This window comes from Streptomyces sp. NPDC040405 (assembly GCF_055595765.1).
The window spans coordinates 1,185,701-1,212,647 of sequence record NZ_JBVIVI010000002.1 but is presented as its reverse complement, the minus strand read 5'-3'; the positions used below and the strand labels follow the sequence as shown (position 1 = coordinate 1,212,647).

Here is a 26,947-nt window from a genome sequence, read left to right as displayed (position 1 = left end):
ACGATGCTCAGCCGAAGAGCGGCCAAGCCCGGCTGCGCATCGCCGTGTCGCGGCGCTCGGTGAAGCCTCCATGAGCCCGGTCGCGGTCGTAAACCAGTGGCCGATCACCTCGGCCCGGAGGGAGGCTGAGCCCCATGACGACAACGTTAGTCACCGGGGCCAACAAGGGCCTCGGCCATGAGACCGCCCGCCGCCTGCTCGCCGAGGGACACACCGTCTACCTGGGAGCGCGCGACGCCGACCGGGGCAGGGCGGCCGCGGCCGCGCTCGGCGCCCGGTTCGTACAGCTCGATGTCACCGACGACGCGTCGGTCGCCGCCGCGGTCGCCACCGTCGAGGCCGCCGGCGGCCTCGACGTGCTGGTCAACAACGCCGGGATCGAGGTGCGTTCGCCCGCGGGCGACATCATCCGCGCCGGGGAGCTGACCGCCGACGTGATGCGGGAGGTGTTCGAGACCAACGTCTTCGGCCTGGTCCGGGTGACCCACGCCTTCCTGCCGCTGCTGGAGCGCTCCACCGCCCCGGTGGTGGTCAACGTCAGCAGCGGCACCGCCTCGCTGGCCCAGGCCGGAAAGGGGTACCCGGGGGTCGCGTACCCGGCCTCCAAGGCCACGGTCAACATGCTCACCGTGCAGTTCGCCAAGGCGTACCCGCGGATGCGGATCAACGCCGTGGAGCCCGGCTACACCGCGACGGATCTGAACGGGCACGAGGGCACGCAGACCGTCGAGCAGGGGGCCGAGATCATCGTCCGGATGGCTCAGTTGAAGCCGGACGGCCCGACCGGCGGCTACTTCGACGCGGCGGGCCCGATCCCCTGGTAGACGGCGTCGTTACGGCGGCCGGCCTCGGCCACGCGGTGTCATACGTGGCTGCTTGAATCCCCGCATGGAACCGAACGCCACGCTCACCGCCCTGCGCGACTTCTGCGCCGAACGTCTCGGCGCGGACCTCGCAGACCGTTTCGTCCGCCTCGCCCGGCCGGGGTTCGCGCTCACCGAGGCCGGGCCCGGCGAGGCCGCCGGGCACAGTCGGTTCGGGGGGCGGGCGATGCTCGAACCGGGTACGGCGTGGCCGACCTGCGACGGCCTTCCGCTGAGCCTGCTCGCCGTCCTCGACACCGACGCCCTGGCGCCGTGGCTCGACGACGTCCTCCCGGCCGGGACGGGGCTGCTCAACTTCTTCGCCCTCGACAGCGACTCCGAGAGGGCGGACCCGGCCGCCATGAAGCTGTCGCTGAAGTACGACTGCACCGACCCGCAGGTGGGGCGGGTCATCCCGGCCCGCTCCACACACGCCGTAGAGACGGCCCCGCCCGCCCGGTCGAGCGTCTTCGACCCGGTCCCGTGGGCCGCGTCGCCCGGGTTCGCCTTCCCCGACTCCTTTGACCCCGCCTGGGACACGTTCGACCTGGGGCCCGAGGCCGACGACATGGCCCGGGCCATGCCCGCCATGCACCTGGAGGGCCTGCTGACCGAGTGGTCGGAACGGCCGGGCGCGCTCGATTCCGAGGACATCGCCTTCGGCCGACCTGAATACCCCACCGGCAGCGCACCGTTCCTGCCGGACGACGCGGACCCGAACCTCTACCACCACCTGCTCCAGCTGTCCGGGCAGGGCGAGTGGCACATAGGCGGCGACGGCGGCTGGATGCACTGGTCGATCCCCACCGAGGCCCTGCGGGCAGGCGGCTTCAGCCGGGCCATCCCGACCCCGGACATCTGGTGACAGCCCCCTCATAGGCCATTCACAGTCAGCAGCGGAATGTCCTATACCTCCGTCACCGGTGACCGGAATCGGACTTGTTGCACGTGAGCGCCCGGTTAAGCATGGTGCTCGCTGATACTCAGTGGGTATTTCGAGACACAAGGGGGATATATGACTCGAAAGATTCTTAAGGCGGGCGTCGCCGGTCTGCTCGCTCTGGGCGCGGTGACGGCCACCCAGGCCACTGCCCAGGCCGACGACGGCAAGCCCAAGCTCAGCTACGTGCTCAGATCGCAGGTGGTCCAGAGCCCGTACATCGCGGTGGACATCTACGCCGACGGCTCCTACGCCGGGACGGGCATATGGAGCCAGGACCCGGGTGGCGACATCAATGGGGACGGTGCCACCGACCCCGGTGACGCCCTCATCGCCTATGACGGCGGCGCCGACGGTCTGGGGGTCGAGGCCCGCCTCGACACCGGTCGCGTGGCCTCGACGCGCGGTCACGGCTCGCCCTACTGGAGCGCCTGGAAGACCGGCAACCTCGCCGAGGGCTCCCACCACACCATGAAGGTCTGCGTGGTCAAGGGCGACTGGGAGTCCTGCCTCTCGGCCGTCAGCGTCACCGCATAACCCCGGCGTCGCCCGGGCCGCACGAAGCGCCTCTCCGCTTCCCCGACGACGGGAAGCGGAGGGGCGTTGTGGTGTCCGGGTCAGCGGTGGCGGGTGAACCACGTGACCGTCACGCCGTTGTCGAACGACTCGCGGTCGGTCACACGGAAGACGGTGGGGTCGAACTCGCCGTGGAAGGCGGGGATTCCGGATCCGGCGACCACCGGGTAGCTCTTGACGATCAGCCGGTCGATCTCGGGCAGCAGGGCGCCCGCGAGGCGGCCGCCGCCGCACAGCCAGATGTCCTGGCCCGCCTCCCGCTTGAGGTCCCGGACCAGGGCGAGCGGGTCGGTGCCGACCACCGTCACGGCCGGGTCGGGGCTGGGGCCGAGGGTGCTGGAGACGACGTACTGGCGCAGGTGGGCGTACGGGCTCGTGATGCCCGCGTCCAGCGCCGGGCGGTAGGCGCCGAGGCCCATCAGGATGGTGTCGAAGTGCGGGTTGGGCGCGTCGGCGAGGCCGTGGGCGGCGCGCATGGCGGTGGGGACCGTCTCGGGGTAGCGCGTGTTCATCGACCCCATGTAGGCGGCGGTCTGGGCCTCGTCGCCCGAGGGGTAGAAGTCGTACTCGCCGCCGGGCCCGGCGATATAGCCGTCGATGCTGACGGCGACGTAGTAGACGAGTTCTCGCATTCACACCACTCCAGTCGTAGTACTCTGTTGAGAGCGGTGTGAATGTAGTACTACAGATGGAGTGGTGTCAATGGTGCGCAGGAACGACGAGCGAAGGGCGGCCCTGGTCGACGCCGCCATCGAGGTGCTGGCCGCGGAGGGCGCGCGCGGGCTGACCTTCCGGGCCGTGGACACCGAGGCCGCCGTGCCCGCCGGGACGGCCTCCAACTACTTCGCCAACCGCGACGATCTGCTCACCCAGGCCGGGGCCCGGGTCTACGAACGGCTCCAGCCCGACGAGGCGACCATCGCCCGGCAGCGGGCGAGCACCCGGGACCGGGAGGGGTACGCGGCGCTGATGCGCGAGCTGGTCGGCCGGATCAGCGCCTTCCGCACCGGCTATCTGGCGCTCCTCGAACTCCGCCTGGAGGCCACCCGGCGGCCCGCCCTGCGCACGGTGCTGACCGAGCGCGTCCGCGCCGACATGGCGGCCAACGTGGCGTATCACGAGGAGTCCGGCCTGCCCGGTGACGCGACGGCGGTCCGGCTGCTGTATCTGGCGCTCAACTGGCTGATCGTGGAGCAGCTCACCCTGCCGGACGTGTTCTCGGAAGCCGAGCGGGACGCCCTCGTCGCGGCCGCCGTCGAGCGCATTGTGACGCCGTGAAACCCAGGAAGCGGTGGCGGCGATGAGTTTTGCCGGGCCGGGCGGTCCAATCATCGTCGACACCCACAGGAGGAGCGAGCCGCATGACCCAGCTGCTGAGAGTCCAGAACTTCACCGTCTCGCGGGACGGATTCGGTGCCGGTGAGCACCAGACCTTGGAGAGGCCGTTCGGCGACGCCGACCCCGGGGAGCTGATGGCCTGGGCCGGGGCCACGGCGAGCTGGCCCGGGCGCACCGACCCCGGCGGGAGCCGCGGGCTGGACGACTACTTCGCGCGGGACTTCGCCCACAACATCGGCGCCGAGATCATGGGCCGCAACAAGTTCGGGCCGCAGCGCGGGCCCTGGCAGGACTACGAGTGGCAGGGCTGGTGGGGTGACGAGCCCCCGTTCCACACCCCGGTGTTCGTCATGACGCACCACCCGCGCCCCTCGTTCACGCTCTCCGACACCACGTTCCACTTCGTCGGCGGGGACCCGGCCGCGGTCCTCGCGCAGGCGCGGGAGGCGGCGCGGGGCAAGGACGTGCGGCTCGGCGGCGGGGCCACGACCGTCCGGGCGTTCCTCGACGCCGACCTTGTCGACACCCTGCATGTGGCGGTCTCGCCGGTACGGATCGGGTCGGGGACGCGGCTGTGGGAGTCGCCCGACGAGCTGCTCGACCGGTACCACCTCGACGTCGTGCCCAGCCCGAGCGGCGTGACGCACCACCTGTTCTGGCGGAAGTGACACGATCCCGGGCCGGGCGCGCACGCATGGGTCAGCTGGTCGCGGCGGCGAACATGCCGGGCTCGTACGAGCCTCCCCGCTGGTGCACGATCACGGCGAGCCGGTTGGCCGCGTTGATCAGGGCGACCAGCGAGACCAGCGCGGCGATCTGATCGTCGTCGTAGTGCTCGCGCACCCGGGCCCAGGTCTCGTCGGACACCCCGAGCTGGGCGTCGGCGAGCCGGGTGCCCTCTTCGGCGAGGGCCAGCGCGGCCTGCTCGGCCTCGGTGAACACGGTGGACTCGCGCCAGGCGGCGACGAGGTGGAGCCGGACCGCGGTCTCTCCGGAGGCCGCGGCCTCCTTGGTGTGCATGTCGATGCACCAGCCGCAGCCGTTGATCTGGCTGGCGCGCAGCGACACCAGCTCCTGCGTGGACTTCGGCAGCGACGACTGGTGGATCAGCAGTCCGGCATTGGCGAACCGCTTGGCGAACTTGGCGCCGAACTCGTTCTCGAAGAGGTTGAAGCGGGTGTCCATGGTGGTGTCCTCTCTCGTGGTGGTGCGCTGGACACGAGATGCCGACGGCCCGCGCCCCGTGACGCGGCGGCCGTGTGACGTGCGCCACCGGCCATGGGTGTCACACGGCAGCCGCGACCGGCGTCTTGTGCGCGTGACATCGTGGAGAGAGAGCAGGCAGGAGCAGCCGGTGAACAGCGAGCACGCGCAGGACACTGCCACCGAGGCGTTCGTCGCCCATCGCAATCTGCTGTTCACCGTCGCCTACGAGATGCTCGGCTCGGCCGCCGACGCGGAGGACGTCCTCCAGGAGACCTGGCTGCGCTGGGTGGGCGTCGATCTCGACGCCGTACGGGATCAGCGTGCGTATCTGGTCCGGATCACCACCCGCCAGGCGCTGACCCGGCTGCGTACGCTCGGCCGCCGCAAGGAGTCCTACGTCGGCTCCTGGCTGCCCGAGCCGCTGCTGACCGCCCCGGACGTGGCCGAGGACATCGAGCTGGCGGAGAGCGTCTCGATGGCGATGCTGCTGGTGCTGGAGACGCTCACGCCGACCGAGCGGGCGGTGTTCGTGCTGCGCGAGGTGTTCGCCCTCGGGTACGACGAGATCGCCGAAGCCGTCGACAAGAGCCCGGCCGCGGTCCGCCAGGTGGCGCACCGGGCGCGGGAGCACGTCGCGGCGCGCCGCCCGCGCGGTGCGGTGTCCCCGGCCGAGACCCGCGACGCGCTCGACGCGTTCCAGCGGGCGGCCGAGACCGGCGATCTGCAGGGCCTGCTCGACATCCTCGCGCCCGACGTCGTCTTCCTCGGCGACGGCGGCGGGATCAAGCAGGCCGTCCCGCGGCCCGTCGTGGGGGCCGACAAGGTGGGCCGCCTGCTGGCCGCCGGACTGGGCCGGATCGCGGCCATGGGGTCGCTGCGGCCCGCCCAGGTCAACGGCCACCCGGCGCTGATCCTCCGGCAGGACGGCGAGGTCGACACCGTCATGGCGGTGCGCATCGACGACGGCCTCATCACCGGGCTCTACGCCGTGCGCAACCCCGAGAAGCTCTCGCACATGCGGGAGGAGACGGCCCTGCGCCGCTGAGCGATCCGGGGAGATCCGGGGGGATTCCGGGTCCGTTCCGGGGGCCATGGCCGGGCCGCCGACAGACGATACGGGATCGGACGGTCCCGGAGTGCGCCGTCGGCGGATTCTTATCCGTTGCCGCCGGTTCGGCCGGGCCGGTGATCGCTCGTCACTACGGTGAGACCGTCCGGGCCGCGTGAGGCGGCCCGACCATCACCGACCGAAGACGTGCCACGGCGGCCGTGGCTCATGCGACCCTGACCCTGGGGGACGATCCAGCCGATGAGCCACCCGATACGAGGAGGCCGACACAAGCGGTCCCGTGACCCGCGCGCGCACTGGCTGCTGCTTTCGCTGATCCTGCCCGTCATGTTCGGCCTGCTGATGTTCCAGGGCTGGACCACGCACGAGGTCGACGCGGCGAAGTCGCGGCCCGCCTGCACCAGCCCGGTGCCCAAGGACATCGTCGGCGGCGGCCCGGTGGTGCAGATCAACAACGGCCAGGTGAGAACGGCGAGCATGCCCGCCGGGACGGTGGCGCTCACCTACGACGGCGGGCCCGACCCCCAGTGGACGCCGCGCATCCTCGACCTGCTGCGCCGGAACAAGGCACGCGCGACGTTCTTCCTCAACGGTTCCAAGGCGGCCGAGCACCCGGAGCTGGTGCGGCGGATCAGGGCCGAGGGCCATGAGATCGGGTCCAACACCTACACCGGCGCCGACATGGGCACCGCGTCCTCCGTCCGCTCCTCGATGGAACTGTCGCTCACCGAGTCGGCGCTCGCGGGCACCGTGGGCGCCGAGCCGCGGCTGATGCGGATGCCGCTGACCACCGACGTGGAGACGCTGTGCGGCGTCGAGTGGCAGGCCGCGCGCCGCGTCGCCGCGCAGGGGTACGCGCTGGTCGCCGCCGACAAGCCGTCGAGGCGGCCGTCGCAGGGGCTGGTCCGGCAGCTGTCCCAGACGGACACCGCGTACCAGGAGACGGAACAGCTGCTGAAGAACCCGCGGGTGCAGCGGTTCACCACCGTCACGGGCGGGCTCGGGGTGCCTCCGGTGGAGACCCGGTCGTCCACCGTGGAGCGCTGGCAGGGCACCGCCCTGATCTGGCTCGCGGCCGTCGGCCGCGCCTTCGTGACCATCATGACGTGGGTGCTGGGCATCGCGGGCGCGCTGGGTGTGCTGCGGCTGGTGCTGCTCGTGGTGTTCGCCCGCGCCCATGTCCGGCGGCTCACCCGCTACCGGCCGGAGGACCTGCCGCCCCCGGTGGTGAACGAGCCGGTGACCGTGCTGGTGCCCGCGTACAACGAGGAGGCGGGCATCGAGGGGACCATCCGCTCGCTGCTGGCCTCCACCCACCAGAAGCTCCAGATCATCGTGATCGACGACGGGTCGACGGACCGGACGGCCGAGATCGCCGCCGCGAGCAACGACTCCCGGGTGCTGGTGATACGTCAGCCCAACTCGGGCAAGCCGACCGCGCTCAACTCCGGGCTGGCGCACGCCAAGCACGACATCGTGGTCATGGTCGACGCCGACACCGTCTTCGAACCGGACGCCATCCGCCAGCTCATCCAGCCGCTCGCCCAGCAGGACATCGGCGCGGTGAGCGGGAACACCAAGGTCGGCAACCGGCGCAGCCTGCTGGGCCGCTGGCAGCACCTGGAGTACGTCTTCGGGTTCAACCTCGACCGCCGGATGTTCGAGGTGCTGGAGTGCATGCCGACCGTTCCGGGCGCCATCGGGGCCTTCCGGCGCAAGGCGCTGATGGAGGTCGGCGGGGTCAGCGAGGACACCCTCGCCGAGGACACCGACCTCACGATGTCGCTGTGGCGCGCCGGTTGGCGGGTGGTCTACGAGGAGACCGCCGTCGCCTGGACCGAGGTCCCCGCCTCGCTGCGCCAGCTGTGGCGGCAGCGCTACCGCTGGGGCTACGGCACCCTCCAGGCCATGTGGAAGCACCGGCGCGCGGTCATCGCCCGGGGCTCGGACGGGCGCTTCGGGCGCCGCGGACTGACCTATCTCGCGCTGTTCCAGGTCGTGCTGCCGCTGCTCGCGCCCGTGATCGACCTGTTCGCGCTGTACGGGATCCTCTTCCAGAACCCGACGGAGTCGGCCGGGGTGTGGCTCGCTTACCTCGGGATCCAGGTGGTGTGCGCCGGGTACGCGCTGCGGCTGGACGGGGAGCGGATGCGGACCCTGTGGTCGCTGCCCTTCCAGCTCTTCGCCTACCGGCAGTTGATGTATCTGGTGGTCATCCAGTCCGTGGTCGCCCTGCTGCTCGGGGCCCGGCTGAAGTGGCACCGCATCCAGCGCTCCGGGACGGCGGGCGAGACGTTGGGCACAGCTCCCGCGTACCAGAGCCTGACATCGAGATAACGGGCGCCCGCGGCCGTATCAGTAGTCAGCAGGCGTACGGACGTTTCCATGCGAAGGGAGGCTGCCCCCATGAGTGACCGGCGGGACGGGTGGGCGGACGCGAACGAGGGCGGGGTGCCACCGAGCCACATCACCCCGGGCGAGCAGCAGCGGGGGACGGCGGCGTACCTTCAGCAGCCGACGCGGGGGACGGGGCGGACGAGAGAGACGGGAGAGGCGGCGCAGGCCCGGGAGACGGCCAACGCGCCGACCGAGTCGTTCCCCGTGGTGCCGCCCGCTCCCGCACCACCGCCGCCTCCGCCGCCGACCCCGGGCACCGCCGGGCCGGGGCCGGGGTCCACTCAGGCGGTTCCGGGCGTCGCCCCGCCGGGACCAAGGCCGGGACCAGGGCGACCGGGGGCGAGGCCGGGACCGGGGCCGGGAGCCACCCAGCGGCTTCCGGGCGTGACACAGCCGGTCCGGACCGCCGCCGGGCTGTGGCGCCCGGAGGCCCCCGCCCCGCGGGCGCCGTACGAGGACGACGCCGAGCCTCCCGTCCTGCGGCGGCGTGCCCCCAGAGAGCCGCTCAGCCGACGCCGCCGCCTCACCCGCCTCGCGATCGTCGTCGTGTCGACGCTGCTCGTCGCCACCGGCAGCGCGTACATCTGGGCCGACACCCAGATGAACCGGCAGGTCGACCTCGACAAGTCCGCGAACCGGCCCCCGCTCGGCAAGGGCACCAACTACCTCATCGTGGGCTCCGACAGCCGTGCCGGGCTGTCCGCCCAGGCCAAGCAGACCCTGCGCACCGGCTCGGCCGAGGGCGGCCGTACCGACTCGATGATGGTGCTGCACACCGGCGCCAACGGCACCACGATGATGAGCCTGCCGCGCGACTCCTGGGTGAGAGTGCCCTCGTACGTCCGCCCCGAGACCGGCAAGCGCTACGGCGAGGAGCAGAACAAGCTCAACGCGGCCTATTCGCGGGGCGGTCCCGATCTGCTCGTACAGACCATCGAGCGCAACACGGGACTGCACATCAACCACTACGCGGAGATCGGCTTCGGCGGCTTCGTGGACATCGTGGACGCGGTCGGCGGCGTACGGATGTGTGTGGACCGCGACATCAAGGACGAGAAGTCCGGGCTGGACCTGAAGAAGGGCTGCCAGACCCTCGACGGCGGCACGGCGCTCTCCTTCGTCCGGCAGCGCAAGCAGGAGGCCAACGGCGACCTGGGGCGCACCCAGAACCAGCAGAAGTTCCTGGCCGCCCTCGCGAAGAAGGCCGCCACCCCGGGCGTGCTGGCCAACCCGTTCGCGGCCTTCCCGACCGTCAGCGCGGGGCTGGACACGCTCATCGTGGACAAGACGATGAACCTCCAGACCCTCATGTCCCTGTTCCAGGCGATGAAGGGCGTCACCTCGGGCGCGGGCAAGCAGCTCAACGTCCCGGTGTCCAACACCAACCTCCGTACCTCCAAGGGCAGCGCCGTGCAGTGGGACACCACGCAGGCGAAGCGGCTCTTCGACCAGATCCGCGAGGATCAGCCGGTGGACGTGCCCGCGTCCCTGCCCGGGCGCCCGGCGGCGGCGGTGCAGCGTTAGGGGGTGCCGCCGTCTTCCCCTCCCGGCGGGGCGGACGGTTTCATGGACGGAACGCTGATCGACGGCGCTCATCGACTGCGCTCGCGAGCGCGCGAGGAGGTCCGAGGTGTCCGTGCTCTCACGCCGTCGGCTGGCGGCGGACGCCGCGCTGCTGGTCGTCGCGGCGGCCTTCGTCCTCCCGCTGGCCTGGCTGGTGCTGGCCTCGGTCGACGGTGAGGCGACGTTACGGGTCTCGGCGCCCGGCACCCCGACGCTGGAGAACTTCTCGGCGGTGTGGACCGACGAGATCACCTTCACGCCGATGCTCAACAGCCTGGTGCTGTGCGGCAGCGCCACCGCGCTGACGGTCGCGTGCGCGGCGCTCGCCGCGTATCCGCTGTCGCGGTTCCGCTCCCGCATGGTGCGGCCGTATCTGATGACCGTGCTGTTCACGACGTGTCTGCCGATCACCGCGATCATGGTCCCGGTCTACGGGCTCTTCGTACAGGTCGACCTGATCGACACCATGTCCGGCACCGCGCTCTTCCTCGCCGCCTCGCAACTCCCCTTCGCCATCTGGCTGATGAAGAACTTCATGGACGGCGTGCCGGTGATCCTGGAGGAGGCGGCCTGGACGGACGGCGCGTCCTGGGCGCAGAGCCTGACGCGGGTCATCCTGCCGCTGATGGGCCCGGGCATCACGGTCGTGACGATCTACAGCTTCATCATGATGTGGGGCAACTTCTTCGTCCCCTTCATGCTGCTGCTCTCCCCCGAACAACTCCCGGCGTCCGTCTCCATCTTCACCTTCTTCGGCAACCACGGGCAGATCGTCTACGGGCAGCTGGCCGCGTTCTCGATCCTCTTCTCCACCCCGGTGCTGCTGCTGTACGTGCTCATCGCCCGGCGGCTCGGCGGCGGCTTCACGCTCGGCGGCGCCGTCAAGGGGTGACGGTCCTCAAGGGGTGACGGGCGCCGCGCAGCCGTGGTCCCGGGCCGAGCGGGCGGCGAAGGCGGACAGGGCCGCGCGTTCGTAGTCGAGGTCCGGGCGGGCGCGGGCGTCGCCGTCGGCGTCGTCCGCGCGGATCAGATACAGGGCGCGCGGCGCGCCGTCCGGGCAGTCCGCCCCCGCCCAGTACGCGCTCCGGCCGAGCCGTCCGGCGGGCTTCTCGGCGGGGGTGACGCCCTCGCCGTGACCGGCGTACTGGGCGCGGGCTTCCTCCGCGTACGGCCCGTAGTAGGCGTCCAGCCGGTAGCGGGGCGAACCGTCGCGGGCGCCGAGGGCGCAGATCTCGCGCGGGGCGCGGGCCCGGGCGGTCTCGCGGGCCGTGGAGACGGCGGAGCGGGCGGCGGTGGGGACGGATCCGCAGGTGCCCGTGGCGCCGAGCAGCGGTTCGTACTCGTCCTCGTTCACCGGGAGGTCCACGCTGCCGACCGGCTTGCCCAGCCGGGCGCCGCAGTTCCAGCGGTCGTCGGCCCGCCGCGCGGTGGCGGTGGCGGTGCGGACGAAGGAGGGGCGGGTTGCGGGGTCGTCCAGGGTGGCGCCGCCGAGCGCGGTCTCGACGGTGATCAGCAGGCTGCGGCCGCCCCCGGCGCAGCCGAGCAGCACGGCCGCCGTCGCCTTGCCGTCCCCCGCGTCGCCCTGGCGGGCGTTGTCGGTGGCGAAGAGGCCGGACCAGCCGTGCCCGATCGGGGCGGGGAGGGTGTCGTGCGCGGGTACGGCGGTGTACAGCTCGCCGGTGCCGTACTCGGCGCGGGGGCGCGGCGCCCCGGAGATGGTGACGTCGACGCGGCCCCTGCCCTCGGCGGTCACCGCGCAGCGCACCGCCAGGGAGGTGCCGTGGTCGCCGCCGAACGCGCCCTCGGTGCTGCTGGTCACGTCCACGCCGCTGTCGCCGAGCACCGAGCGGACCTCGTCCGCCGCGAGCGCCCCGCCGCACGCCTCGTCCAGCGCCCGGTCGTCGCTGCCCGCGAACCAGACCATCACGCCGGTGAGGAGGGCCAGCGCGAGCGCGGCCGCCGAGATGCCCCGTACCTGCCGCTGGGTGAGCAGCGACCGCGGGCCGGTGGTCAGTGCCACTCCTCCACCTCTCCGAGCACCTTCGTGTCGCGGCAGCCCGCCGCCTTCGGCCAGCCGCCGTCGGCGCCCAGATAGCGGGCCAGCAGCGTGTGCGCGGTCTCGGCGAGCGCGGCGCGCCGCGCGGGGCCGAGCGGGACGGTCTCGCCGTCGGGTATGCGCAGCCGGGGCAGGACCGAGACGCGGTGGTAGGTGACCCGGCCGCCGCACACCGACTGGGCCCACAGGGCGAGTTGGGGATGGGTGAGGTAGGAGGGGACACGGTCCACCCGGTCCTCCCCCGCCTCCGGGCTGTCGGGGCCGTCGTTCACGAGCCGGTTCTCCTCGTCCGCGCCCCAGCCGGGCACATGGCCCTCGCGTTCGTACGAGTCGTACGCGGACCGGCCCAGGACCCCCGTCCAGCTGGCCGCCTCGACCCCGGTGATCTGCCAGTCCCGCGGCGTGGCGCCCGCGTTGGGCCGGGCGTCCGGGTCCCAGTCGCCGGTGCAGGCGCTCAGGGCGGTGGAGTCCTGTGCGTCGCCGTGGGTGGCCCATGCCCCGGGCCTGAGCCCCGGGACGGAGGACGGGCTGATCCAGTCGCATCGCCGCGCGGCGGGGCCGGTCACGCCGTCGTCCCGGTCCCGGGCCGTGGCCACGACCTGGGACGGCGGGTCCAGCGGGCGCCCGCCGCAGCGCTGCGCCCGGGTGATGGCGTTGGCGACGTGGACGGCGGTACGGAAGCCGGTGAGCGCGGTCGTACGGTCGGCCCGGCCCGCTTGCCCCGCGTCTCCGTCGGTGACCTTGGCGGTGACGTACAGATCGGTCGTCGGCCGGACCCGGCCGTCCAGCCCGCTCCGGCAGTCGGCGACCAGCCAGGCGCCCCGGGCGCCGTACCGGCCGGTGGTGCCGGGGGCCGTGAAGGTGCCGCCCTGGCCCGGGTTCACGATCTGGCGCGTCTCCATGCCCTGCGGCACGTCCGAGACCAGCGCCTCGGCGTGGACGCGGACCCCGTTGCCGCCGCCCCAGGTCAGCGAGCAGTCGAGCAGGGAGCGGCTGTCCTGGCCGGGAGCGAGCATGGTGCCGTGCTGCCGCAGCTCACCGGGCCGGGCGTCCCGCACCAGCGGTTCGAGGTCGCCGTACGGCAGGGCGCCGTCGCAGGCCCTGCGTAACTGGTCGCGGTTGGCGTCGAGATGGCCGCCGCCGTTGCCGCCGATCGCGATGACCGCACCGGTGACCAGTGCGGTGATCAGTAAGAAGAGGAGCGCGTAGCGCAGCCACACACGGTCCGTTAACCCGCCCATCCGCCGGTAACTCCACTCACCCCCCGCTCGACTCCGTCCCCACGGGTCAGGCGGGGACCGTACAGGCGGTGCCTCAGAAGACGGATTCGGCCTCGTCCATGCGGTGGGCCGGGACGGTCTTCAGCGCGGTGACCGCCTCGGCGATCGGCACCATGGAGATGTCGGTGCCGCGCAGCGCGGTCATCATGCCGAAGTCGCCGCGGTGGGCGGCCTCGACGGCGTGCCAGCCGAAGCGGGTGGCCAGCACGCGGTCGTACGCGGTGGGCGTGCCGCCGCGCTGCACATGGCCGAGGATGACCGGGCGGGCCTCCTTGCCGAGCCGCCGCTCCAGCTCGGCCGCGAGCCGGTTGCCGATTCCGGCGAACCGCTCGTGCCCGTACTGGTCGATCTCGCCCTTCTGGTAGTCCATCGCGCCCTCGGCGGGATGCGCGCCCTCGGCGACGCAGATGACCGCGAACTTCTTGCCGCGCGAGAAGCGCTCCTCGATCATCTTGACCAGCCCGTCGACCTCGAAGGGCCGCTCCGGGAGGCAGATGCCGTGGGCACCGCCCGCCATGCCGGACTCCAGGGCGATCCAGCCCGCGTGCCGCCCCATGACCTCGACGACCATGACCCGCTGATGCGACTCGGCGGTGGTCTTGAGGCGGTCCATGGCCTCGGTGGCGACGCCGACGGCGGTGTCGAAGCCGAAGGTGCGGTCGGTGGAGGAGATGTCGTTGTCGATGGTCTTGGGGACGCCGACGATGGGCAGCCCCGCGTCCGACAGCATCCGGGCGGCGGTCAGGGTGCCCTCGCCGCCGATCGGGATCAGCACGTCTATGCCGTAGTCGCGGGCGTGGTCCTTGGAGGTCTCGCACGCCTCGCGCAGCCGGGCGCGCTCCAGACGGGAGGAGCCGAGGATGGTGCCGCCCCGGGCCAGGATGCCGCTCACGTCGTCCAGGTCGAGCTTGCGGTGACGGCCGTCGAGGAGCCCCTTGAAGCCGTCCTCGAAACCGATCACCTCGTCTCCGTGACCGGCGACCGCGCGATGGACCACCGAGCGGATCACAGCGTTGAGGCCGGGGCAGTCGCCGCCCGCGGTGAGAACTCCGATGCGCATCGTGCTGTGTCTCCTGCTCCCTACGGGTAGATGTGAGCCAGTCCGATTGTTTCATGGGCGGGGTGATGCTGTGTCCCCCATGCTGCCGAGCGCCTTAACTTTGGCCGCAGGTATTGTCAAGAGGACTGGGCCACCGAAAACGGCCAATTTGTGTCCGAAGGATGCATGTAAGGAAAATGCCGAGGAAACGGAGAGCACGCGTGACGCGCAGCGTGTACGTGACCGGGATCGAACGGGGTGACGGCCGCCAGGTCGTGGAGCTGGGGGTCATGGAGCTGCTGACCCGCCATGTCGACCGGGTCGGCGTCTTCCGTCCCCTGGTGCACGACGACCCCGACCGCCTCTTCGATCTGCTGCGGGCCCGCTACCGGCTCAGCCAGCCGCCCGCCTCGGCCAGCGGCATGAGCTACGAGGAGGCGGCCGCCCTCCAGGCCGAGAAGGGCTCCGACGAGCTGGTCTCGCGGCTGGTCGGCCGCTTCCACGAGGTGGCCAGGGAGTACGAGTACGTCCTCGTCCTCGGCAGCGACTACGCCGACACCAGCCTCCCGGACGAACTGGGGCTGAACGCCCGGCTCGCCAACGAGTTCGGCGCCTCGGTGATCACGGTCGTCGGCGGCCAGGACCAGAGCGCCGAGGCCGTCGGCGCGGAGGCCCACAACGCCTACCGCGCGTACGACGCACAGGGCTGCGACGTCGTCGCCGTCGTCGTCAACCGGGCCGTGCCGGACGACCACGCGGAGATCGCCGAGCGGCTCACCCGGCTTCCGGTGCCCGGCTACGTCCTGCCCGAGGACCCGGCGCTGTCCGCGCCCACCGTCTCGCAGATCGTGCGCACCCTCGGTGCCGACGTGCTGCTCGGCGATCACGCCGGACTCTCCCGGGACGTCCGGGACTTCGTCTTCGGCGGCGCGATGCTGCCCAACTTCCTGCCCGCCCTCACCGAGGGCTGCCTCGTGGTGACGCCCGGCGACCGCGCTGACCTGATCGTCGGCTCGCTCGCCGCGCACAGCGCGGGCGCCCCCGCCATCGCCGGGGTCCTGCTCACCCTGGACGAGCGGCCCGGCCCCGACATCCTGGCGCTGGCGTCCCGGCTGGCCCCCGGCACCCCGGTGGCGGCGGTGGCGGGCGGCTCCTTCCCGACCGCGGCCGAGCTGTTCGCCATCGAGGGCAAGCTCAACGCGGGCGCGCCGCGCAAGGCCGAGACCGCCCTCGGCCTCTTCGAGCGCCATGTGGACACCGCCGCGCTGACCGACCGCATCGCGGTGGCCCGCTCCGGCCGGGTCACCCCGATGATGTTCGAGCACGAGCTGATCGAGCGGTCCCGGTCCGGCCGCCGCCGGGTGGTGCTGCCCGAGGGCACCGAGGAGCGGGTGCTGCGCGCCGCCGACGTCCTGCTGCGCCGCGATGTGTGCGACCTCACACTGCTGGGCGACGAGGAGGCGATCCGCAAGCGCGCCGCCGAGCTGGGCATCCAGCTCGCCGAGGCGCAGATCGTCGACCCGCAGACCTCGCCGCTGCGGGAGCGCTTCGCGGAGAGCTACGCGAAGCTGCGCGCCCACCGGGGCGTCTCCTACGAGCTGGCGTACGACGTGGTCGCCGAGGTCTCGTACTTCGGCACGCTCATGGTCCAGGAGGGGCTGGCCGACGGCATGGTCTCCGGCGCGGTGCATTCGACCGCCGCCACCATCCGGCCCGCCTTCGAGATCATCAAGACCGCGCCGGGCGCGCAGATCGTCTCGTCGGTCTTCTTCATGTGCCTGGCCGACCGGGTGCTGGTGTACGGCGACTGCGCGGTCAACCCGGACCCGGACGCCGAGCAGCTGGCCGACATCGCCATCCAGTCGGCGACCACGGCCGCCCAATTCGGGGTGGAGCCGCGGATCGCGATGCTGTCGTACTCCACCGGCACCTCCGGCTCCGGCGCGGACGTCGACAAGGTGCGCAAGGCCACCGACCTGGTGCGCGAGCGCCGCCCGGATCTGCTGGTCGAGGGCCCGATCCAGTACGACGCCGCGGTGGACGCGGCGGTCGCGGCGACCAAGCTGCCGGACTCCGAGGTGGCGGGCAGGGCCACCGTGCTGATCTTCCCGGACCTCAACACCGGCAACAACACCTACAAGGCCGTGCAGCGCTCGGCGGGCGCCGTCGCGGTCGGCCCGGTGCTCCAGGGCCTCCGTAAGCCCGTGAACGACCTGTCCCGCGGGGCGATGGTGTCCGACATTGTGAACACCGTCGCGATCACCGCCGTGCAGGCCCAGTCCCAGACCCCTCCGGCCGTCCCGGCCGACCCGACACAGAAAGTGCAGCCCGCGTGAACGGCTCCCGCGTCCTCGTCCTCAACTCCGGCTCCTCGTCCGTCAAATACCAGCTGCTGGACATGGCGGACGGCACCCGGCTCGCCTCCGGCCTGGTGGAGCGCATCGGGGAGGGCCCCGTCGCCGACCACACGGCCGCGCTCAAACAGGTCGCCGAGGAGCTGGCGGGCAAGGGCCTGGGCCTGGACTCGCCCGAGCTGGCGGCGATCGGCCACCGGGTGGTGCACGGCGGCACCCGGTTCACCGAGCCCGCCCTGATCACCGACGAGGTGGTCGAGGAGATCGAGAAGCTGATCCCGCTGGCCCCGCTGCACAACCCGGCGAACGTCACCGGCATCAAGGTCGCCCGGGCGCTGCGCCCGGACCTGCCGCAGGTCGCGGTCTTCGACACCGCGTTCCACTCCACGATGCCGGAGTCGGCGGCCCGGTACGCGATCGACGCCGAGACCGCCGACCGGTTCGGGGTGCGGCGGTACGGCTTCCACGGCACCTCGCACGCGTACGTCTCGCGGGCGACGGCCGACCTGCTCGGCAAGGACGTCGCCGAGCTGAACACGATCGTGCTGCACCTGGGCAACGGCGCCAGCGCCTCCGCCGTGCGCGGCGGGGAGTGCGTGGACACCTCCATGGGGCTGACCCCGCTGGAGGGCCTGGTCATGGGCACCCGCGCGGGCGATCTGGACCCGGCGGCGATCTTCCACCTGTCCCGGGTGGGCGGGATGTCGATCGACGAGATCGACACCCTGCTCAACAAGCGCAGCGGGCTGCTCGGGCTGTGCGGGGACAACGACATGCGCGAGATCGGCCGCCGCATGGGCGAGGGCGACCCGGCCGCGCAGCTCGCGTTCGACATCTACATCCACCGGCTGCGGAAGTACGTGGGCGCGTACACCGCGGTGCTGGGGCGGCTGGACGCCATCGCGTTCACCGCCGGTGTCGGGGAGAACTCCGCGGCGGTGCGGGAGGCCGCGCTGCGCGATCTTCCCGCGTTCGGCATCGAGGTGGACGCGGTGCGCAACGCGGTGCGCGGCTCCGCGGCGCGGCTGATCTCCGCGGAGACCAGCCGGGTCGCCGTGGCGGTGGTGCCGACCGACGAGGAGCTGGAGATCGCCAGCCAGACGTTCGATCTGGTCAGCGACTAACCTTCGGTTCGGCTTCGACTCGCGCTCAAATATTCCGCTCCGAAACAAAACCGATAGGATCAGCCTCATGCGCCGTTCCAAAATCGTCTGCACACTGGGCCCCGCCGTCGACTCCTACGACCAGCTCAAGTCGCTGATCGAGGCCGGTATGAACGTGGCCCGATTCAACATGAGCCACGGAAGCCACCCGGAGCACGAGGAGCGCTACCACCGCGTTCGCAAGGCGTCCGAGGAGACGGGGCACGCGGTCGGCGTCCTCGCCGACCTCCAGGGCCCCAAGATCCGTCTGGAGACCTTCGCGGACGGCCCGGTGGAGCTGGTCCGCGGGGATGAGTTCGTCATCACCACCGAGGACGTCGCGGGCGACCGCACGATCTGCGGCACCACCTACAAGGGGCTGCCGGGCGACGTCTCCAAGGGCGACCAGATCCTGATCAACGACGGCAACGTCGAGCTGCGGGTCACCGCGGTCGAGGGTCCCCGGGTGCGGACGATCGTCATCGAGGGCGGGGTGATCTCCGACCACAAGGGGATCAACCTGCCGGGTGCGGCGGTCAACGTGCCCGCGCTGTCCGAGAAGGACATCGACGACCTGCGGTTCGCGCTGACGATGGGGTGCGACATGGTCGCGCTGTCCTTCGTCCGGGACGCGGCCGACGTCCGCGATGTGCACCGGATCATGGACGAGGTCGGCCGCCGGGTGCCGGTGATCGCCAAGGTCGAGAAGCCGCAGGCCGTCGCCAACATGGCCGACGTCGTCGCGGCGTTCGACGGCGTCATGGTGGCCCGCGGCGACCTGGCGGTGGAATACCCGCTGGAGAAGGTCCCGATGGTGCAGAAGCGGCTGATCGAGCTGTGCCGCCGGAACGCCAAGCCGGTGATCGTGGCGACCCAGATGATGGAGTCGATGATCACCAACTCCCGGCCGACCCGCGCCGAGGCGTCCGACGTCGCCAACGCCATCCTGGACGGCGCGGACGCGGTCATGCTGTCCGCCGAGTCGTCGGTCGGCTCGTACCCGATCGAGACGGTCAAGGTGATGTCCCGCATCGTCCAGGCCGCCGAGGAGGAGCTGCTCTCGCGCGGCCTCCAGCCGCTGGTGCCCGGCAAGAAGCCGCGTACCCAGGGCGGTTCGGTGGCCCGTGCGGCGTGTGAGATCGCCGACTTCCTGGGCGCCAAGTCGCTGGTCGCCTTCACCCAGTCCGGCGACACCGCGCGGCGGCTCTCCCGCTACCGCGCCCAGCAGCCGATCGTGGCCTTCACCACGGACCCGGAGACCCGCAACCAGCTGACGCTGAGCTGGGGCGTGGACTCCTTCGTGGTGCCGTACGTGGAGCACACCGACGCGATGGTGGACCTCGTGGACGCCGAGCTGTCGAAGCTCGGCCGCTACACCGCGGGCGACATCATGATCATGACGGCGGGCTCGCCCCCCGGCGTCCCCGGCACCACCAACATGGTCCGGGTGCACCACCTGGGCGGCGAGAGCAAGTAGCCACACCGTGGCGCTGAGCGGCCGGGCTCCTCGGAGAGCCCGGCCGCTCAGCTCATGGCCCAGATGTAGCGGTCGTCCACGGACGGCTCGCCCGCGGCCCGGTCCGCGAACAGCTCCGCGATGTGCCGTGCGTCCACGGTCCGCACGGCGCCGTCCGTGATCCGCACCCTGGCCCCCGCCTCGTCCAGCACCTCCACGGCCTTGCCCGGCAGCACGCGGTCGGTGATGTGCCGCGCGGACAGGGTGACGGCGGCGGCGAGGGCGTCATCGGTGATGGTGACCTCGTGGTGGGCCTCGTACTCGCCGCGCAGCAGCTTCAGGATGCCGACGGCCTCGTCATGGGTGGGCTCGCTCACCGGGACCGTCTGGAAGTGCGCGCCGATGTCATGGAGCGCGCCGTAGGCCGCGGAGTCGGTGACGGCGATGATCCGCGGCTGCTGCCGCGCGAGCGCGCGCAGCGCGTCGGCGTCGGCCGCCCGGACGTCGTCCAGGAACAGCACCGTGCGCTCCGGGTCCTCCACGGTCTCCTGCGCGGCCGTCGCGAGATCGACCGCCCGCAGCCGCACCTCGGCCAGGCTCGCCGGTACGTCGCCTTGGGCGATGCGCTGGGCCAGCCCCGAGACGATCGACGTGCGCCCGGTGCCCGGCTCCCCCACCAGCAGGGCGTTGTTACGGGACTTGCGCATCAGGATCTGCATGATGCGCTGGATCTCCCGCTCGCGTCCGACGACCACGGACGGCGGCTCCGGCGCGGCCTGCGGGGCGTTGAGGATACGGATGACCTCGTCCCGCACCTGGTGCTGGGCGGCGAACCCGCGCAGCAGCTGCGCCCCCGCCCCCTCGCTCTCGCGCATCAGCCCCAGCAGCAGATGCTCCGTGCCGATGTAGTTGTGGCCGAGCGTCAGGGCGTCCTTGAGCGCCATCTCCAGCGCCTTCTTGGCCCGCACCGAGAACGACAGGTAACCGGTCGGCGGCTTCTCACCGAAACCGGCGGTCCTGATCAGCCGCTCGCGGACCGCCTCGTGCGTGATGCCGAGATTGTGCAGAGCGGTGGCGGCGACACCCTCCACCGGGAACAGGCCCAGCAGGATGTGCTCGGTCCCGAGGTAGTTGTGGTTGAGCTTCCGCGCGGCCTCCTGGCCCTCCATCAGGGCCTGGCGCGCCCGGTCGGTGAACCGCCCGAAGAACTCGCTTCCCGCGGCGCGCTCGCGGGCCCGCTCCCGCATGGCCTCCAGCCGGAGGCCGTACGCCCCCAGGGTCCGGGAGGCGATGCCGTCCCGGTCCCGCATCAGGCCGAGCATCAGATGCTCCGGGCCGACGCTGCCCATGCCGAGCGATACGGACTCCTCACGGGCGTCCTCCAGCACCCGCTTGGCCTCGGGGGTGAAGGGGAGGTGCCCGCTCGGCACCACCGTGCCCCTGGTGAGGGTGCGCTCCACCTGGTCGCGCACCCCGGCCGGGGGCGCCCCGCAGCTCGCCAGGAACTGGGCGCCGGGGCTCTGCTCCTCGCGGATCAGGCCGAGCAGCATGTGCTCCGTGCCGATGTAGTTGTGCCGGTGCTCCCGGGCCTCCTCCTGGGCCAGCACCACCGCACGCCGCGCCTGATCGGTGAAGCGCTCGAACATCTCTCACCCCGCAGTCAGGAGCACGGACAGATCCCGATGGGCCCGCAGCGTGTGCGGATGGTCCGGGCCGAGCACCCGCTCCCGGTCCGCGGCCAGTTCGCGCAGCAGCGCCACCGCCTCGTCGCGCTCGCCCGTCCGCGCCAGGTTGTGGGCCAGGACGTGGCGGGTGCGCAGGGTCGCGGCGTCGTCGTCGCCCAAGAGGCGCCGCCGGTCGAGCAGCAGCAGCCGCAGCATCCGTATCGCCTCCGGCCGCCGCCCCGACTCGCCCAGGTTGACGGCGAGGAACTGGCGGCTGCGCAGGGTGTCCGGGTGGTCGGCGCCCAGCAGCCGGGCCTGCCGGGCGTGGATCTCCCGCAGCCGGTCGGCCGACTCCCCGGGCGCACCGACCCCGCCGCGCGTGTGCGCGAGCCACTGACGGGTGCGCAGCGTCGCCGCGTGGTCGGCGCCCAGCAGGGGTTCCTGCTCCGCCAGCAGGACGCCGAACGCCTCCGCCGCCTCCGCGTACTTCCCCGCCTCGCACAGCGCCACCGCGGCCTCGTGCCGGGCGGGGTCGTCGGGGAGCCGGTGGGCGCGGTTGCGGGCGAGGGCGAGCAGGGCGGCGTTCCGCGAGCCGCGCTGGAGGGGGGCGGGCAGGCCCTCCGCGGCCATGGTGCTCTGGAGCCGCCGGTAGACCTCGTCGATGCTGAGCAGCTCGGGCCCGCCCGCCACGCCGTCCCGCAGCAGCCGGATCAGCCGCCCGGTGAAGGCCGTGTTCTTCTCGCCGTCCTGGATCAGGGAGACCTCGTTGCCCTGGGAGGACGCCATCACATAGGTGCCCGCCACGTCGACCTGCCCCAGCACGGCGGCCTCCGGTCCGGCCATGGTGCCGCTCAGCGCGCGGCCGGAGAAGCAGCAGTCGAGGATGATGACCTTCGAGGTGGCGCGGCTGTCGAGAACGACATCGCGTAATTTCCGGTATTCCAGGGAGCCGAACTCGGGATCCTCGAATTCGCTGTCGGCGAGCGACAGATACAGGTCCTGCCGCCGGGGCGCGATCAGGCCGTGCCCGACGTAATAGACCAGCAGCAGGTCCTCCGCCTCGGCCGCCGTCGCCCGTAAGGAACGGCCCACGCGCTGGATGTCGCTCCGGTCCAGCAGCACGGTGCAATGGTCGTGCGCGAGACCTCCGTACGCGGGATCGGTGAGGGTCGCGACCAGATCCACGATGGTGTCGGCCACTGCGGGAAGGTCCGGAAGTTTTGGATCGGAATAGCGACTTGTGCCGATCAGGATCGCCCGGGAACGCTCGGAATCGGGCAAGCGCATGGCTATTCCTCTTCTGCGCGCAGCGCCTGCCGGAGAATCTCCTCGACGGACTCCTTCGTCACATCCCGGGCGTCGATCTCCAGCCGCTGCCCGTCGGGGCGGTGGACCGTGACCTTGATGCCGGAGCGGCGCGGCTGGGACAGCCAGGCCCGCAGCGAGCCCGCGAGGACGGAGAGGGCGCCGCCCGCGCCCAGCGACACCACGAGCAGCTCCGCGGCCGCCCCCATCTCGCCTTCGCGCGGCGGCGGGGCCTTCGGCTTCACCCGGCCCGCCAGTTCGGGCTCGCCGCGCAGCCATTCGGCCAGCTGCCGCAGGCTCTCCAGGCTTTCGTCCGGCTCCGGGCCGTCGACCGAAATATGGCTCTCCACCGCTGCCCCCATTCCCCCCGGCGCACACCAAGCGGCATGGTGCGCGTCCATGCGAACACTCAAGGTAATGATAGAGCCCGGCGCGGACAAACGCGCCCGCGGGCACCGGGCCGTCGGCCTGGTACCCGCGGGCGGTGCCCTCCGAGGAGGGCCTTGCGGCTCCCGAACAGGTATGTGGTTTTCCGGGGTTATTCCCCGGTCGTGTACACGTGCATTCCCGGGATGGTCAGTTCGCCGCCGAACTGACCGGCCTGGGTGACCGTCACATCGGTGAAGAACACCTCGGGGATGTTCACCGGCGGCGGGGTCTTCGGGCTGAAGGTGATCGGGATGATGCCCAGGAGGTTGCCCTTCAGCTCCTCGGTGTACATCGTGACCGTGCCGTTCTGGAAGTTCGAGGTGGACCCCTCGCGCGCCGCCACGTTGGTGGTGGTCCCGGCCGGGCCCTTGACCAGCTGGTGCAGATCCTTGATGTCCACGCCCGAGGCGGTGAACTTGAGGACCTTCTTCGTCTGGCCGTTGTGCGTCCTGACCTCGACGATGCCCTTGTAGTCCAGGCCGTGCAGGGACAGCAGCGTGCTCTTGAGGACCCAGGGGTCGTCGGGCAGCGCGCTGGCCGTCTGCTCCTCGTCGGCGTTCTTGTACGCGTCGGCGTCGAACTCGGGGCAGGGGTAGCCCACCTTGTCCCCGTCCGCGGCGCCGTCACTCGCGGACGGCGAGGGCTTCGGCAGGGCCTTGTCGGCCTTGTCCTTGGCGTCCTCGGCGGCCTTCTTCGCCTTGTCGACGGTGTCCTTGGCGCCGTCGCCGACCTTGTCCACCGTGTCCTTGACCGGGTTGTCGGCCTTCTCCCCGGTGGACGGGGAGGGACTGGGCGCGGCGGAGGACGCCGACGGGCTGGGCGTGGCGCTCGGCTCGGCCGAGGCGTCGTCCCCCTTGTCGGCCTCGTCGCCCTTGTCCGGGGTGAAGATGTCGTGCAGCTTGTCCCCGATGCCCAGCGGGTCCAGCGGGTTCTTGGTCTCGGACTCCGACGGGCTCGGCGACGCGCTCGGCTCCTCGGACTCCTTCTCGTCCCCGGAACCCGACGTGCCGGACGGGCTCGGCGTCGGGGCCGGCTTCGACGGTGCGGTGTCCCCGCCCCCGGACGAGCCGGACGGGGCCTTCGAGCCCTGGTCCTCGTCGCCCGCGTCCTTGCCCTTGCCGTCCTGGTCCTTGCTGTCCTTGTCCTTGCCGTCGGACGCGTCCTTCTTGCCCTCGGCGTCGTCCTTGTCGGCCTCATCCGGCTGGGAGACACACGGTCCGGCCTTGTAACGGTCCTCGGCCCGCGTGCTCGCCGACGCGAGTTGCGGGGTCAGCCCCATGCCCATGAGCACGGCCGTCGGCATGGCGGCCAGCGCTATCGCTTTTCCCGCGGGCATCTGAAGGCGAGTGAGCATCGACTTCCTCGGCGCCGCATGCCGCGGTCCGGTTCTGGCCCGGCGCGGACTTCCGTCCGCGGCCTGCTCCTCTTCACCCCGCACGGTGCCTCCCATTCGTGGCTTCCTGGTCCGGCCCGGCTCCGGCCCCCGCCGGTTCCGGCACACCGCCATCGTCGGCGCCGTCCTCGGGCGCGGTTCCCGGTCCTGAGGCGGGCTGCGCCGAAGGGGCCTCGCCGGGCGCCCAGGCGACCCCCATGCCCCCGCCGAAGAGGGCGAGCAGGAACCCGACCAGGAAGCCGCCGATATTGGACACGGGCAGCGAGACCAGGCCGAGCAGGATCGAGGCGACCCCCGCGAACACCCGCACCATGGGCTGGAACCACATGGTCAGCCCCAGCATCACCAGTAGTACGCCGATGATGAGCGAGGCGGATCCGGCGGTGGTGGACAGGTTGATCGTGAACCCGCCCGCGTTGAGGGAGTTGTACGGGAAGTACATGATCGGCAGCCCGGCCAGGGTGGTGAGCAGCCCCGCCCAGAACGGGCGCTGCCAGCGCCACGCCCTGAAGGTCTTGCGCCAATGGCTGGTACGGTCACGCGCCCCCGGCGACTCGGCACTCATTGAAAACAGCTCCCTGGGGCTGGCGATCTAGGCGATCGCAAGTGTTCTACTGCGGTACTGAACTGCGGCGCCTTCGCGCTGCTGGGCGATGCCGGGTGAGGGGCAGCGCCGCGGCCCCCCACCCTTCCAGCTCAGCGCTTCAGAAGCACTCGTTCTTGCCCTTGCTGACCTTCATCGAAAGGCCGGAGAGCTTGAACGTTCCCGCGCTGGTCGCCCAGGCGGTCTGCTTCACACCGGTCAGCGTCGCCGAATCGGCTTGCTGCGCGAACGAGCCGGGAAGGGCCTTGTCACCCTTGTTGATTCCCGGACCCTTGTTCGCGTCACCCGCCGCCACACCGATGTCGATGCCGCGGAACGTCGCGTCGGCGTCCAGCTGATCGAGATCGATGAAGAGGTTCTTCGCCTCGACCACCTTGGCGCCGTTACCGGCCGACAGCTTCAGCGACACGTCGCCGAAGACCGGGACCGGGACGACCACCGACTGGCACAGGCCCTTGAGCTTGGCGCTCTTGAACGCGGACACCGCGACGGGGATGTTCTTCCCGCCGTGCTGGGTGTCTATCGCGCCGTACTGGGCGAAGCCCGTACCGTCGAGCCGGTCGACCGCGACCTTGAACTGCTGGCCTGACACGTTGAACGAAGCCGCGAGCGCACCCTGTGACAGGGCGACGCCGATCGCGGCCGTGGCAGCAACGCTCGGGACCATGACAACGGCGAACCGCTTCCATCTGGTCCCGCCACGAGCCAGGGACTCCATGACTTTCCTCCTTCTCGGACGTACATCTCCGGCCGAGGCCGCGGCCCCGAACTGGGATGGGAGAAGTGCTACGTCCTCGGGAAGGAGAGCGCCCACGTCTCACAGGCGCGAACCGCACCCGCCGAAACACCGGCGATCACCCCCGAGCGACAACCACTGGCCACGCTTCTCGCGCAACCTCCTGGACAGGCCCTGCCCGTTGGGCAGAGACCCCCCTGTCCACGGCCGGCGCCACTGCCGCCGGCCTGCCCGGTGGGGACCCACCCGCAGCACCGCACCGACCGGTTGCCGGGCTTCGAAGAGGATGGACCGAGCTTGGCCGATCGTGGTCCATTCACGGCCGGGGCACAAGGGGTTCGTTACTAGCGAGTAACGGGCAGATAACCGATCTGCGGCAGGTCGGTCGAGCCCGGGCACACAGGGTCGTCGCCCGACTGCCGGAAAGAGGGGGAGATTTGACACCAAGAACGGACAAAGCCGTGGCGTTCACTTACTAGCAGTAACAGCAGCCGCGTTTACCAAGTTTTGGTAAAGCGCGGCCGCTGTTCCGTTTGAGACCCGGCAGGTCAGAACAGGACGCGCGCCAACGCACTACGCGCCGTGACCACTCGGGGGTCGTCACCGCCGATCACCTCGAAGAGGCTCAGCAGATGAAGCCGGGCCGCCTCCCGGTCGTCACCCGCGGTGCGCCGCACCGCGTCGACCAAGCGGCCGAAGGCGTCCTCCACATGACCGCCCACCAGATCCAGGTCGGCCGCCGCGATCTGCGCCGCCGCGTCCGCCGGGCTGTCGGCGGCCTGCTTGCGCACCGCCTGCGCGTCCAGACCCTGCACCCGCTCCAGCAACTGGGCCTGGGCGAGGCCGAGCTTGGCCTCCGCGTTGGCCGGGTCGTCGTTCAGCACGTTCTGATAGGCGCGGACGGCACCGCCCAGGTCGCCCGCGTCCAGCGCCTCATGGGCCGCGGCCAGCGCGCTGTCGTACGGGCCCGCGGGCACCGGAGCCTCCTGCTCCGCGTCCTCCTCGGCCGCCGCCTCGGCGGGGGCGCCGACGATGCCGAACTGCTGCTCCGCGGCCTGGACCAGCTGATCCAGCACCTGGCGGATCTGCGCCTCCGGCGCCGCGCCCTGGAACAGCGGCACCGGCTGCCCGGCGACCACCGCGAACACCGCGGGGATCCCCTGCACGCCGAACTGCTGGAAGAGCATCTGGTTGGCATCGACGTCGATCTTCGCGAGGACGAACTTCCCCGCATACTCACCGGCCAGCTTCTCCAGGATCGGTCCGAGCTGCTTGCACGGCTCGCACCACTCAGCCCAGAAGTCGATGACGACCGGTACTTCGGTGGAGCGCTGCAGGACCTCCTGCTGAAAACCCGCCTCGTCGACGTCGAAGACCAGACGCGTGGGCGCGGGCACGCCCGTGCGGGCGGTATCGGCCCGTGCCTTCTCCGCCTTCTGCTTCGCTTCCCCGGCCGCCTTCACCGCGGCGAGGTCGACCACTCCACTCATGGACATGTTCCGTGGCTGCATGGTCCTATCCTCCCCTCTCGACGCGG

At 71.5% G+C, this 26,947-nt stretch carries 24 protein-coding genes; 12 read left to right on the top strand and 12 right to left on the bottom strand.

Going from position 1 to position 26,947, the window contains the following annotated elements; translation table 11 throughout:
• Positions 1 to 134 precede the first annotated feature (134 nt).
• From ACZ59A_RS12765 to ACZ59A_RS12755, 3 genes are all read left to right on the top strand, one after another.
• The gene (locus tag ACZ59A_RS12765) at positions 135 to 824 is read left to right on the top strand and encodes an SDR family NAD(P)-dependent oxidoreductase (protein ID WP_470957192.1); all 690 of its coding nucleotides are present in this window, start codon (positions 135 to 137) and stop codon (positions 822 to 824) included.
• A gap of 64 nt (positions 825 to 888) precedes the next feature.
• Complete coding sequence (locus tag ACZ59A_RS12760; protein ID WP_470957189.1) at positions 889 to 1,728, top strand: DUF1963 domain-containing protein; 840 nt, start codon at positions 889 to 891, stop codon at positions 1,726 to 1,728.
• Between the two features lie 150 nt (positions 1,729 to 1,878).
• A complete protein-coding gene (locus tag ACZ59A_RS12755) occupies positions 1,879 to 2,340 on the top strand; it encodes a hypothetical protein (RefSeq protein ID WP_470957187.1) in 462 nt (153 codons plus the stop codon).
• Positions 2,341 to 2,420: 80 nt separating this feature from the next.
• Here the strand turns inward: ACZ59A_RS12755 and ACZ59A_RS12750 are convergent, their stop codons facing one another.
• Positions 2,421 to 3,011 carry a dihydrofolate reductase family protein gene (locus ACZ59A_RS12750; RefSeq protein ID WP_470957185.1) on the bottom strand — a complete coding sequence of 197 codons (591 nt, stop codon included), beginning with the start codon at positions 3,009 to 3,011 and terminating at the stop codon, positions 2,421 to 2,423.
• A gap of 70 nt (positions 3,012 to 3,081) precedes the next feature.
• Between ACZ59A_RS12750 and ACZ59A_RS12745 the strand changes: the two genes are divergently transcribed.
• Both ACZ59A_RS12745 and ACZ59A_RS12740 read left to right on the top strand, forming a co-directional pair.
• Positions 3,082 to 3,657, top strand: coding sequence for a TetR/AcrR family transcriptional regulator (locus tag ACZ59A_RS12745; RefSeq protein WP_470957183.1), 576 nt, complete (start codon positions 3,082 to 3,084; stop codon positions 3,655 to 3,657).
• Between the two features lie 83 nt (positions 3,658 to 3,740).
• Positions 3,741 to 4,385 (top strand): dihydrofolate reductase family protein, encoded by a 645-nt coding sequence (locus ACZ59A_RS12740; protein ID WP_470957180.1) that lies wholly within the window; start codon positions 3,741 to 3,743, stop codon positions 4,383 to 4,385.
• A gap of 31 nt (positions 4,386 to 4,416) precedes the next feature.
• Here ACZ59A_RS12740 and ACZ59A_RS12735 read toward each other — a convergent pair whose 3' ends face one another.
• A complete protein-coding gene (locus ACZ59A_RS12735; RefSeq protein WP_470957178.1) occupies positions 4,417 to 4,902 on the bottom strand; it encodes a carboxymuconolactone decarboxylase family protein in 486 nt (161 codons plus the stop codon).
• A gap of 169 nt (positions 4,903 to 5,071) precedes the next feature.
• Between ACZ59A_RS12735 and ACZ59A_RS12730 the strand changes: the two genes are divergently transcribed.
• The 4 genes from ACZ59A_RS12730 to ACZ59A_RS12715 all read left to right on the top strand — a co-directional run bounded on the left by ACZ59A_RS12730 (position 5,072) and on the right by ACZ59A_RS12715 (position 10,844).
• Positions 5,072 to 5,968: an RNA polymerase sigma-70 factor gene (locus ACZ59A_RS12730; protein ID WP_470957176.1), complete on the top strand. Its 897-nt coding sequence runs from the start codon at positions 5,072 to 5,074 to the stop codon at positions 5,966 to 5,968.
• Positions 5,969 to 6,232: 264 nt separating this feature from the next.
• Complete coding sequence (locus ACZ59A_RS12725) at positions 6,233 to 8,329, top strand: bifunctional polysaccharide deacetylase/glycosyltransferase family 2 protein (protein ID WP_468052124.1); 2,097 nt, start codon at positions 6,233 to 6,235, stop codon at positions 8,327 to 8,329.
• Positions 8,330 to 8,773: 444 nt separating this feature from the next.
• Positions 8,774 to 9,913 (top strand): LCP family protein, encoded by a 1,140-nt coding sequence (locus ACZ59A_RS12720; protein ID WP_470957173.1) that lies wholly within the window; start codon positions 8,774 to 8,776, stop codon positions 9,911 to 9,913.
• Positions 9,914 to 10,019: 106 nt separating this feature from the next.
• The gene (locus ACZ59A_RS12715; protein ID WP_470957172.1) at positions 10,020 to 10,844 is read left to right on the top strand and encodes a carbohydrate ABC transporter permease; all 825 of its coding nucleotides are present in this window, start codon (positions 10,020 to 10,022) and stop codon (positions 10,842 to 10,844) included.
• A gap of 6 nt (positions 10,845 to 10,850) precedes the next feature.
• On the opposite strand, the gene ACZ59A_RS12710 is transcribed toward ACZ59A_RS12715, so the two are convergent.
• From ACZ59A_RS12710 to ACZ59A_RS12700, 3 genes are all read right to left on the bottom strand, one after another.
• The gene (locus ACZ59A_RS12710) at positions 10,851 to 11,972 is read right to left on the bottom strand and encodes a hypothetical protein (RefSeq protein WP_470957170.1); all 1,122 of its coding nucleotides are present in this window, start codon (positions 11,970 to 11,972) and stop codon (positions 10,851 to 10,853) included.
• A complete protein-coding gene (locus tag ACZ59A_RS12705; protein WP_470957167.1) occupies positions 11,963 to 13,249 on the bottom strand; it encodes a hypothetical protein in 1,287 nt (428 codons plus the stop codon). Before ACZ59A_RS12705 ends, ACZ59A_RS12710 begins: the two co-directional genes overlap by 10 nt.
• Positions 13,250 to 13,322: 73 nt before the next feature.
• Complete coding sequence (locus tag ACZ59A_RS12700) at positions 13,323 to 14,348, bottom strand: ATP-dependent 6-phosphofructokinase (protein WP_470957164.1); 1,026 nt, start codon at positions 14,346 to 14,348, stop codon at positions 13,323 to 13,325.
• A gap of 200 nt (positions 14,349 to 14,548) precedes the next feature.
• Between ACZ59A_RS12700 and pta the strand changes: the two genes are divergently transcribed.
• The 3 genes from pta to pyk all read left to right on the top strand — a co-directional run bounded on the left by pta (position 14,549) and on the right by pyk (position 19,300).
• Positions 14,549 to 16,663 (top strand): phosphate acetyltransferase, encoded by a 2,115-nt coding sequence (pta, locus tag ACZ59A_RS12695; protein WP_470957161.1) that lies wholly within the window; start codon positions 14,549 to 14,551, stop codon positions 16,661 to 16,663.
• Positions 16,660 to 17,805, top strand: a complete 1,146-nt coding sequence (locus ACZ59A_RS12690) for an acetate kinase (RefSeq protein ID WP_470957158.1) — start codon at positions 16,660 to 16,662, stop codon at positions 17,803 to 17,805. The genes pta and ACZ59A_RS12690 overlap by 4 nt, the downstream gene beginning before the upstream one ends.
• A gap of 67 nt (positions 17,806 to 17,872) precedes the next feature.
• Positions 17,873 to 19,300, top strand: a complete 1,428-nt coding sequence (gene pyk / locus ACZ59A_RS12685; protein WP_470957155.1) for a pyruvate kinase — start codon at positions 17,873 to 17,875, stop codon at positions 19,298 to 19,300.
• Positions 19,301 to 19,347: 47 nt separating this feature from the next.
• On the opposite strand, the gene ACZ59A_RS12680 is transcribed toward pyk, so the two are convergent.
• The 7 genes from ACZ59A_RS12680 to ACZ59A_RS12650 all read right to left on the bottom strand — a co-directional run bounded on the left by ACZ59A_RS12680 (position 19,348) and on the right by ACZ59A_RS12650 (position 26,921).
• Positions 19,348 to 20,925 carry a Clp protease N-terminal domain-containing protein gene (locus tag ACZ59A_RS12680; RefSeq protein ID WP_470957152.1) on the bottom strand — a complete coding sequence of 526 codons (1,578 nt, stop codon included), beginning with the start codon at positions 20,923 to 20,925 and terminating at the stop codon, positions 19,348 to 19,350.
• Positions 20,926 to 20,928: 3 nt separating this feature from the next.
• Positions 20,929 to 22,230 carry a caspase family protein gene (locus ACZ59A_RS12675; RefSeq protein WP_470957149.1) on the bottom strand — a complete coding sequence of 434 codons (1,302 nt, stop codon included), beginning with the start codon at positions 22,228 to 22,230 and terminating at the stop codon, positions 20,929 to 20,931.
• Between the two features lie 2 nt (positions 22,231 to 22,232).
• Positions 22,233 to 22,598, bottom strand: coding sequence for an effector-associated constant component EACC1 (locus ACZ59A_RS12670; protein ID WP_470957147.1), 366 nt, complete (start codon positions 22,596 to 22,598; stop codon positions 22,233 to 22,235).
• A 188-nt stretch (positions 22,599 to 22,786) separates the two neighbouring features.
• Positions 22,787 to 24,031, bottom strand: a complete 1,245-nt coding sequence (locus tag ACZ59A_RS12665; RefSeq protein WP_470957144.1) for a hydrogenase expression protein HypF — start codon at positions 24,029 to 24,031, stop codon at positions 22,787 to 22,789.
• 73 nt (positions 24,032 to 24,104) lie between these two features.
• Positions 24,105 to 24,635, bottom strand: coding sequence for a DUF6114 domain-containing protein (locus tag ACZ59A_RS12660; RefSeq protein WP_470957141.1), 531 nt, complete (start codon positions 24,633 to 24,635; stop codon positions 24,105 to 24,107).
• Positions 24,636 to 24,774: 139 nt separating this feature from the next.
• On the bottom strand, positions 24,775 to 25,392 hold the full coding sequence (locus tag ACZ59A_RS12655) for a DUF6230 family protein (protein ID WP_470957138.1): 618 nt from the start codon (positions 25,390 to 25,392) through the stop codon (positions 24,775 to 24,777).
• A gap of 566 nt (positions 25,393 to 25,958) precedes the next feature.
• On the bottom strand, positions 25,959 to 26,921 hold the full coding sequence (locus ACZ59A_RS12650; RefSeq protein WP_470957135.1) for a tetratricopeptide repeat protein: 963 nt from the start codon (positions 26,919 to 26,921) through the stop codon (positions 25,959 to 25,961).
• Between the last annotated feature and the right edge of the window lie 26 nt (positions 26,922 to 26,947).

What these genes read in the sequence shown, in the direction of transcription:
- ACZ59A_RS12675 (WP_470957149.1), bottom strand. Translation starts at nt 22,230, where the DNA reads ATGCGCTTGCCCGATTCCGAGCGTTCCCGGGCGATCCTGATCGGCACA.
- ACZ59A_RS12700 (WP_470957164.1), bottom strand. Translation starts at nt 14,348, where the DNA reads ATGCGCATCGGAGTTCTCACCGCGGGCGGCGACTGCCCCGGCCTCAAC.
- ACZ59A_RS12655 (WP_470957138.1), bottom strand. Translation starts at nt 25,392, where the DNA reads ATGGAGTCCCTGGCTCGTGGCGGGACCAGATGGAAGCGGTTCGCCGTT.
- pyk (WP_470957155.1), top strand. Translation starts at nt 17,873, where the DNA reads ATGCGCCGTTCCAAAATCGTCTGCACACTGGGCCCCGCCGTCGACTCC.
- ACZ59A_RS12755 (WP_470957187.1), top strand. Translation starts at nt 1,879, where the DNA reads ATGACTCGAAAGATTCTTAAGGCGGGCGTCGCCGGTCTGCTCGCTCTG.
- ACZ59A_RS12750 (WP_470957185.1), bottom strand. Translation starts at nt 3,011, where the DNA reads ATGCGAGAACTCGTCTACTACGTCGCCGTCAGCATCGACGGCTATATC.
- ACZ59A_RS12740 (WP_470957180.1), top strand. Translation starts at nt 3,741, where the DNA reads ATGACCCAGCTGCTGAGAGTCCAGAACTTCACCGTCTCGCGGGACGGA.
- ACZ59A_RS12725 (WP_468052124.1), top strand. Translation starts at nt 6,233, where the DNA reads ATGAGCCACCCGATACGAGGAGGCCGACACAAGCGGTCCCGTGACCCG.
- ACZ59A_RS12735 (WP_470957178.1), bottom strand. Translation starts at nt 4,902, where the DNA reads ATGGACACCCGCTTCAACCTCTTCGAGAACGAGTTCGGCGCCAAGTTC.
- ACZ59A_RS12650 (WP_470957135.1), bottom strand. Translation starts at nt 26,921, where the DNA reads ATGCAGCCACGGAACATGTCCATGAGTGGAGTGGTCGACCTCGCCGCG.
- ACZ59A_RS12765 (WP_470957192.1), top strand. Translation starts at nt 135, where the DNA reads ATGACGACAACGTTAGTCACCGGGGCCAACAAGGGCCTCGGCCATGAG.
- ACZ59A_RS12660 (WP_470957141.1), bottom strand. Translation starts at nt 24,635, where the DNA reads ATGAGTGCCGAGTCGCCGGGGGCGCGTGACCGTACCAGCCATTGGCGC.
- ACZ59A_RS12760 (WP_470957189.1), top strand. Translation starts at nt 889, where the DNA reads ATGGAACCGAACGCCACGCTCACCGCCCTGCGCGACTTCTGCGCCGAA.
- ACZ59A_RS12680 (WP_470957152.1), bottom strand. Translation starts at nt 20,925, where the DNA reads ATGTTCGAGCGCTTCACCGATCAGGCGCGGCGTGCGGTGGTGCTGGCC.
- ACZ59A_RS12745 (WP_470957183.1), top strand. Translation starts at nt 3,082, where the DNA reads ATGGTGCGCAGGAACGACGAGCGAAGGGCGGCCCTGGTCGACGCCGCC.
- ACZ59A_RS12705 (WP_470957167.1), bottom strand. Translation starts at nt 13,249, where the DNA reads ATGGGCGGGTTAACGGACCGTGTGTGGCTGCGCTACGCGCTCCTCTTC.
- ACZ59A_RS12665 (WP_470957144.1), bottom strand. Translation starts at nt 24,031, where the DNA reads ATGCTCACTCGCCTTCAGATGCCCGCGGGAAAAGCGATAGCGCTGGCC.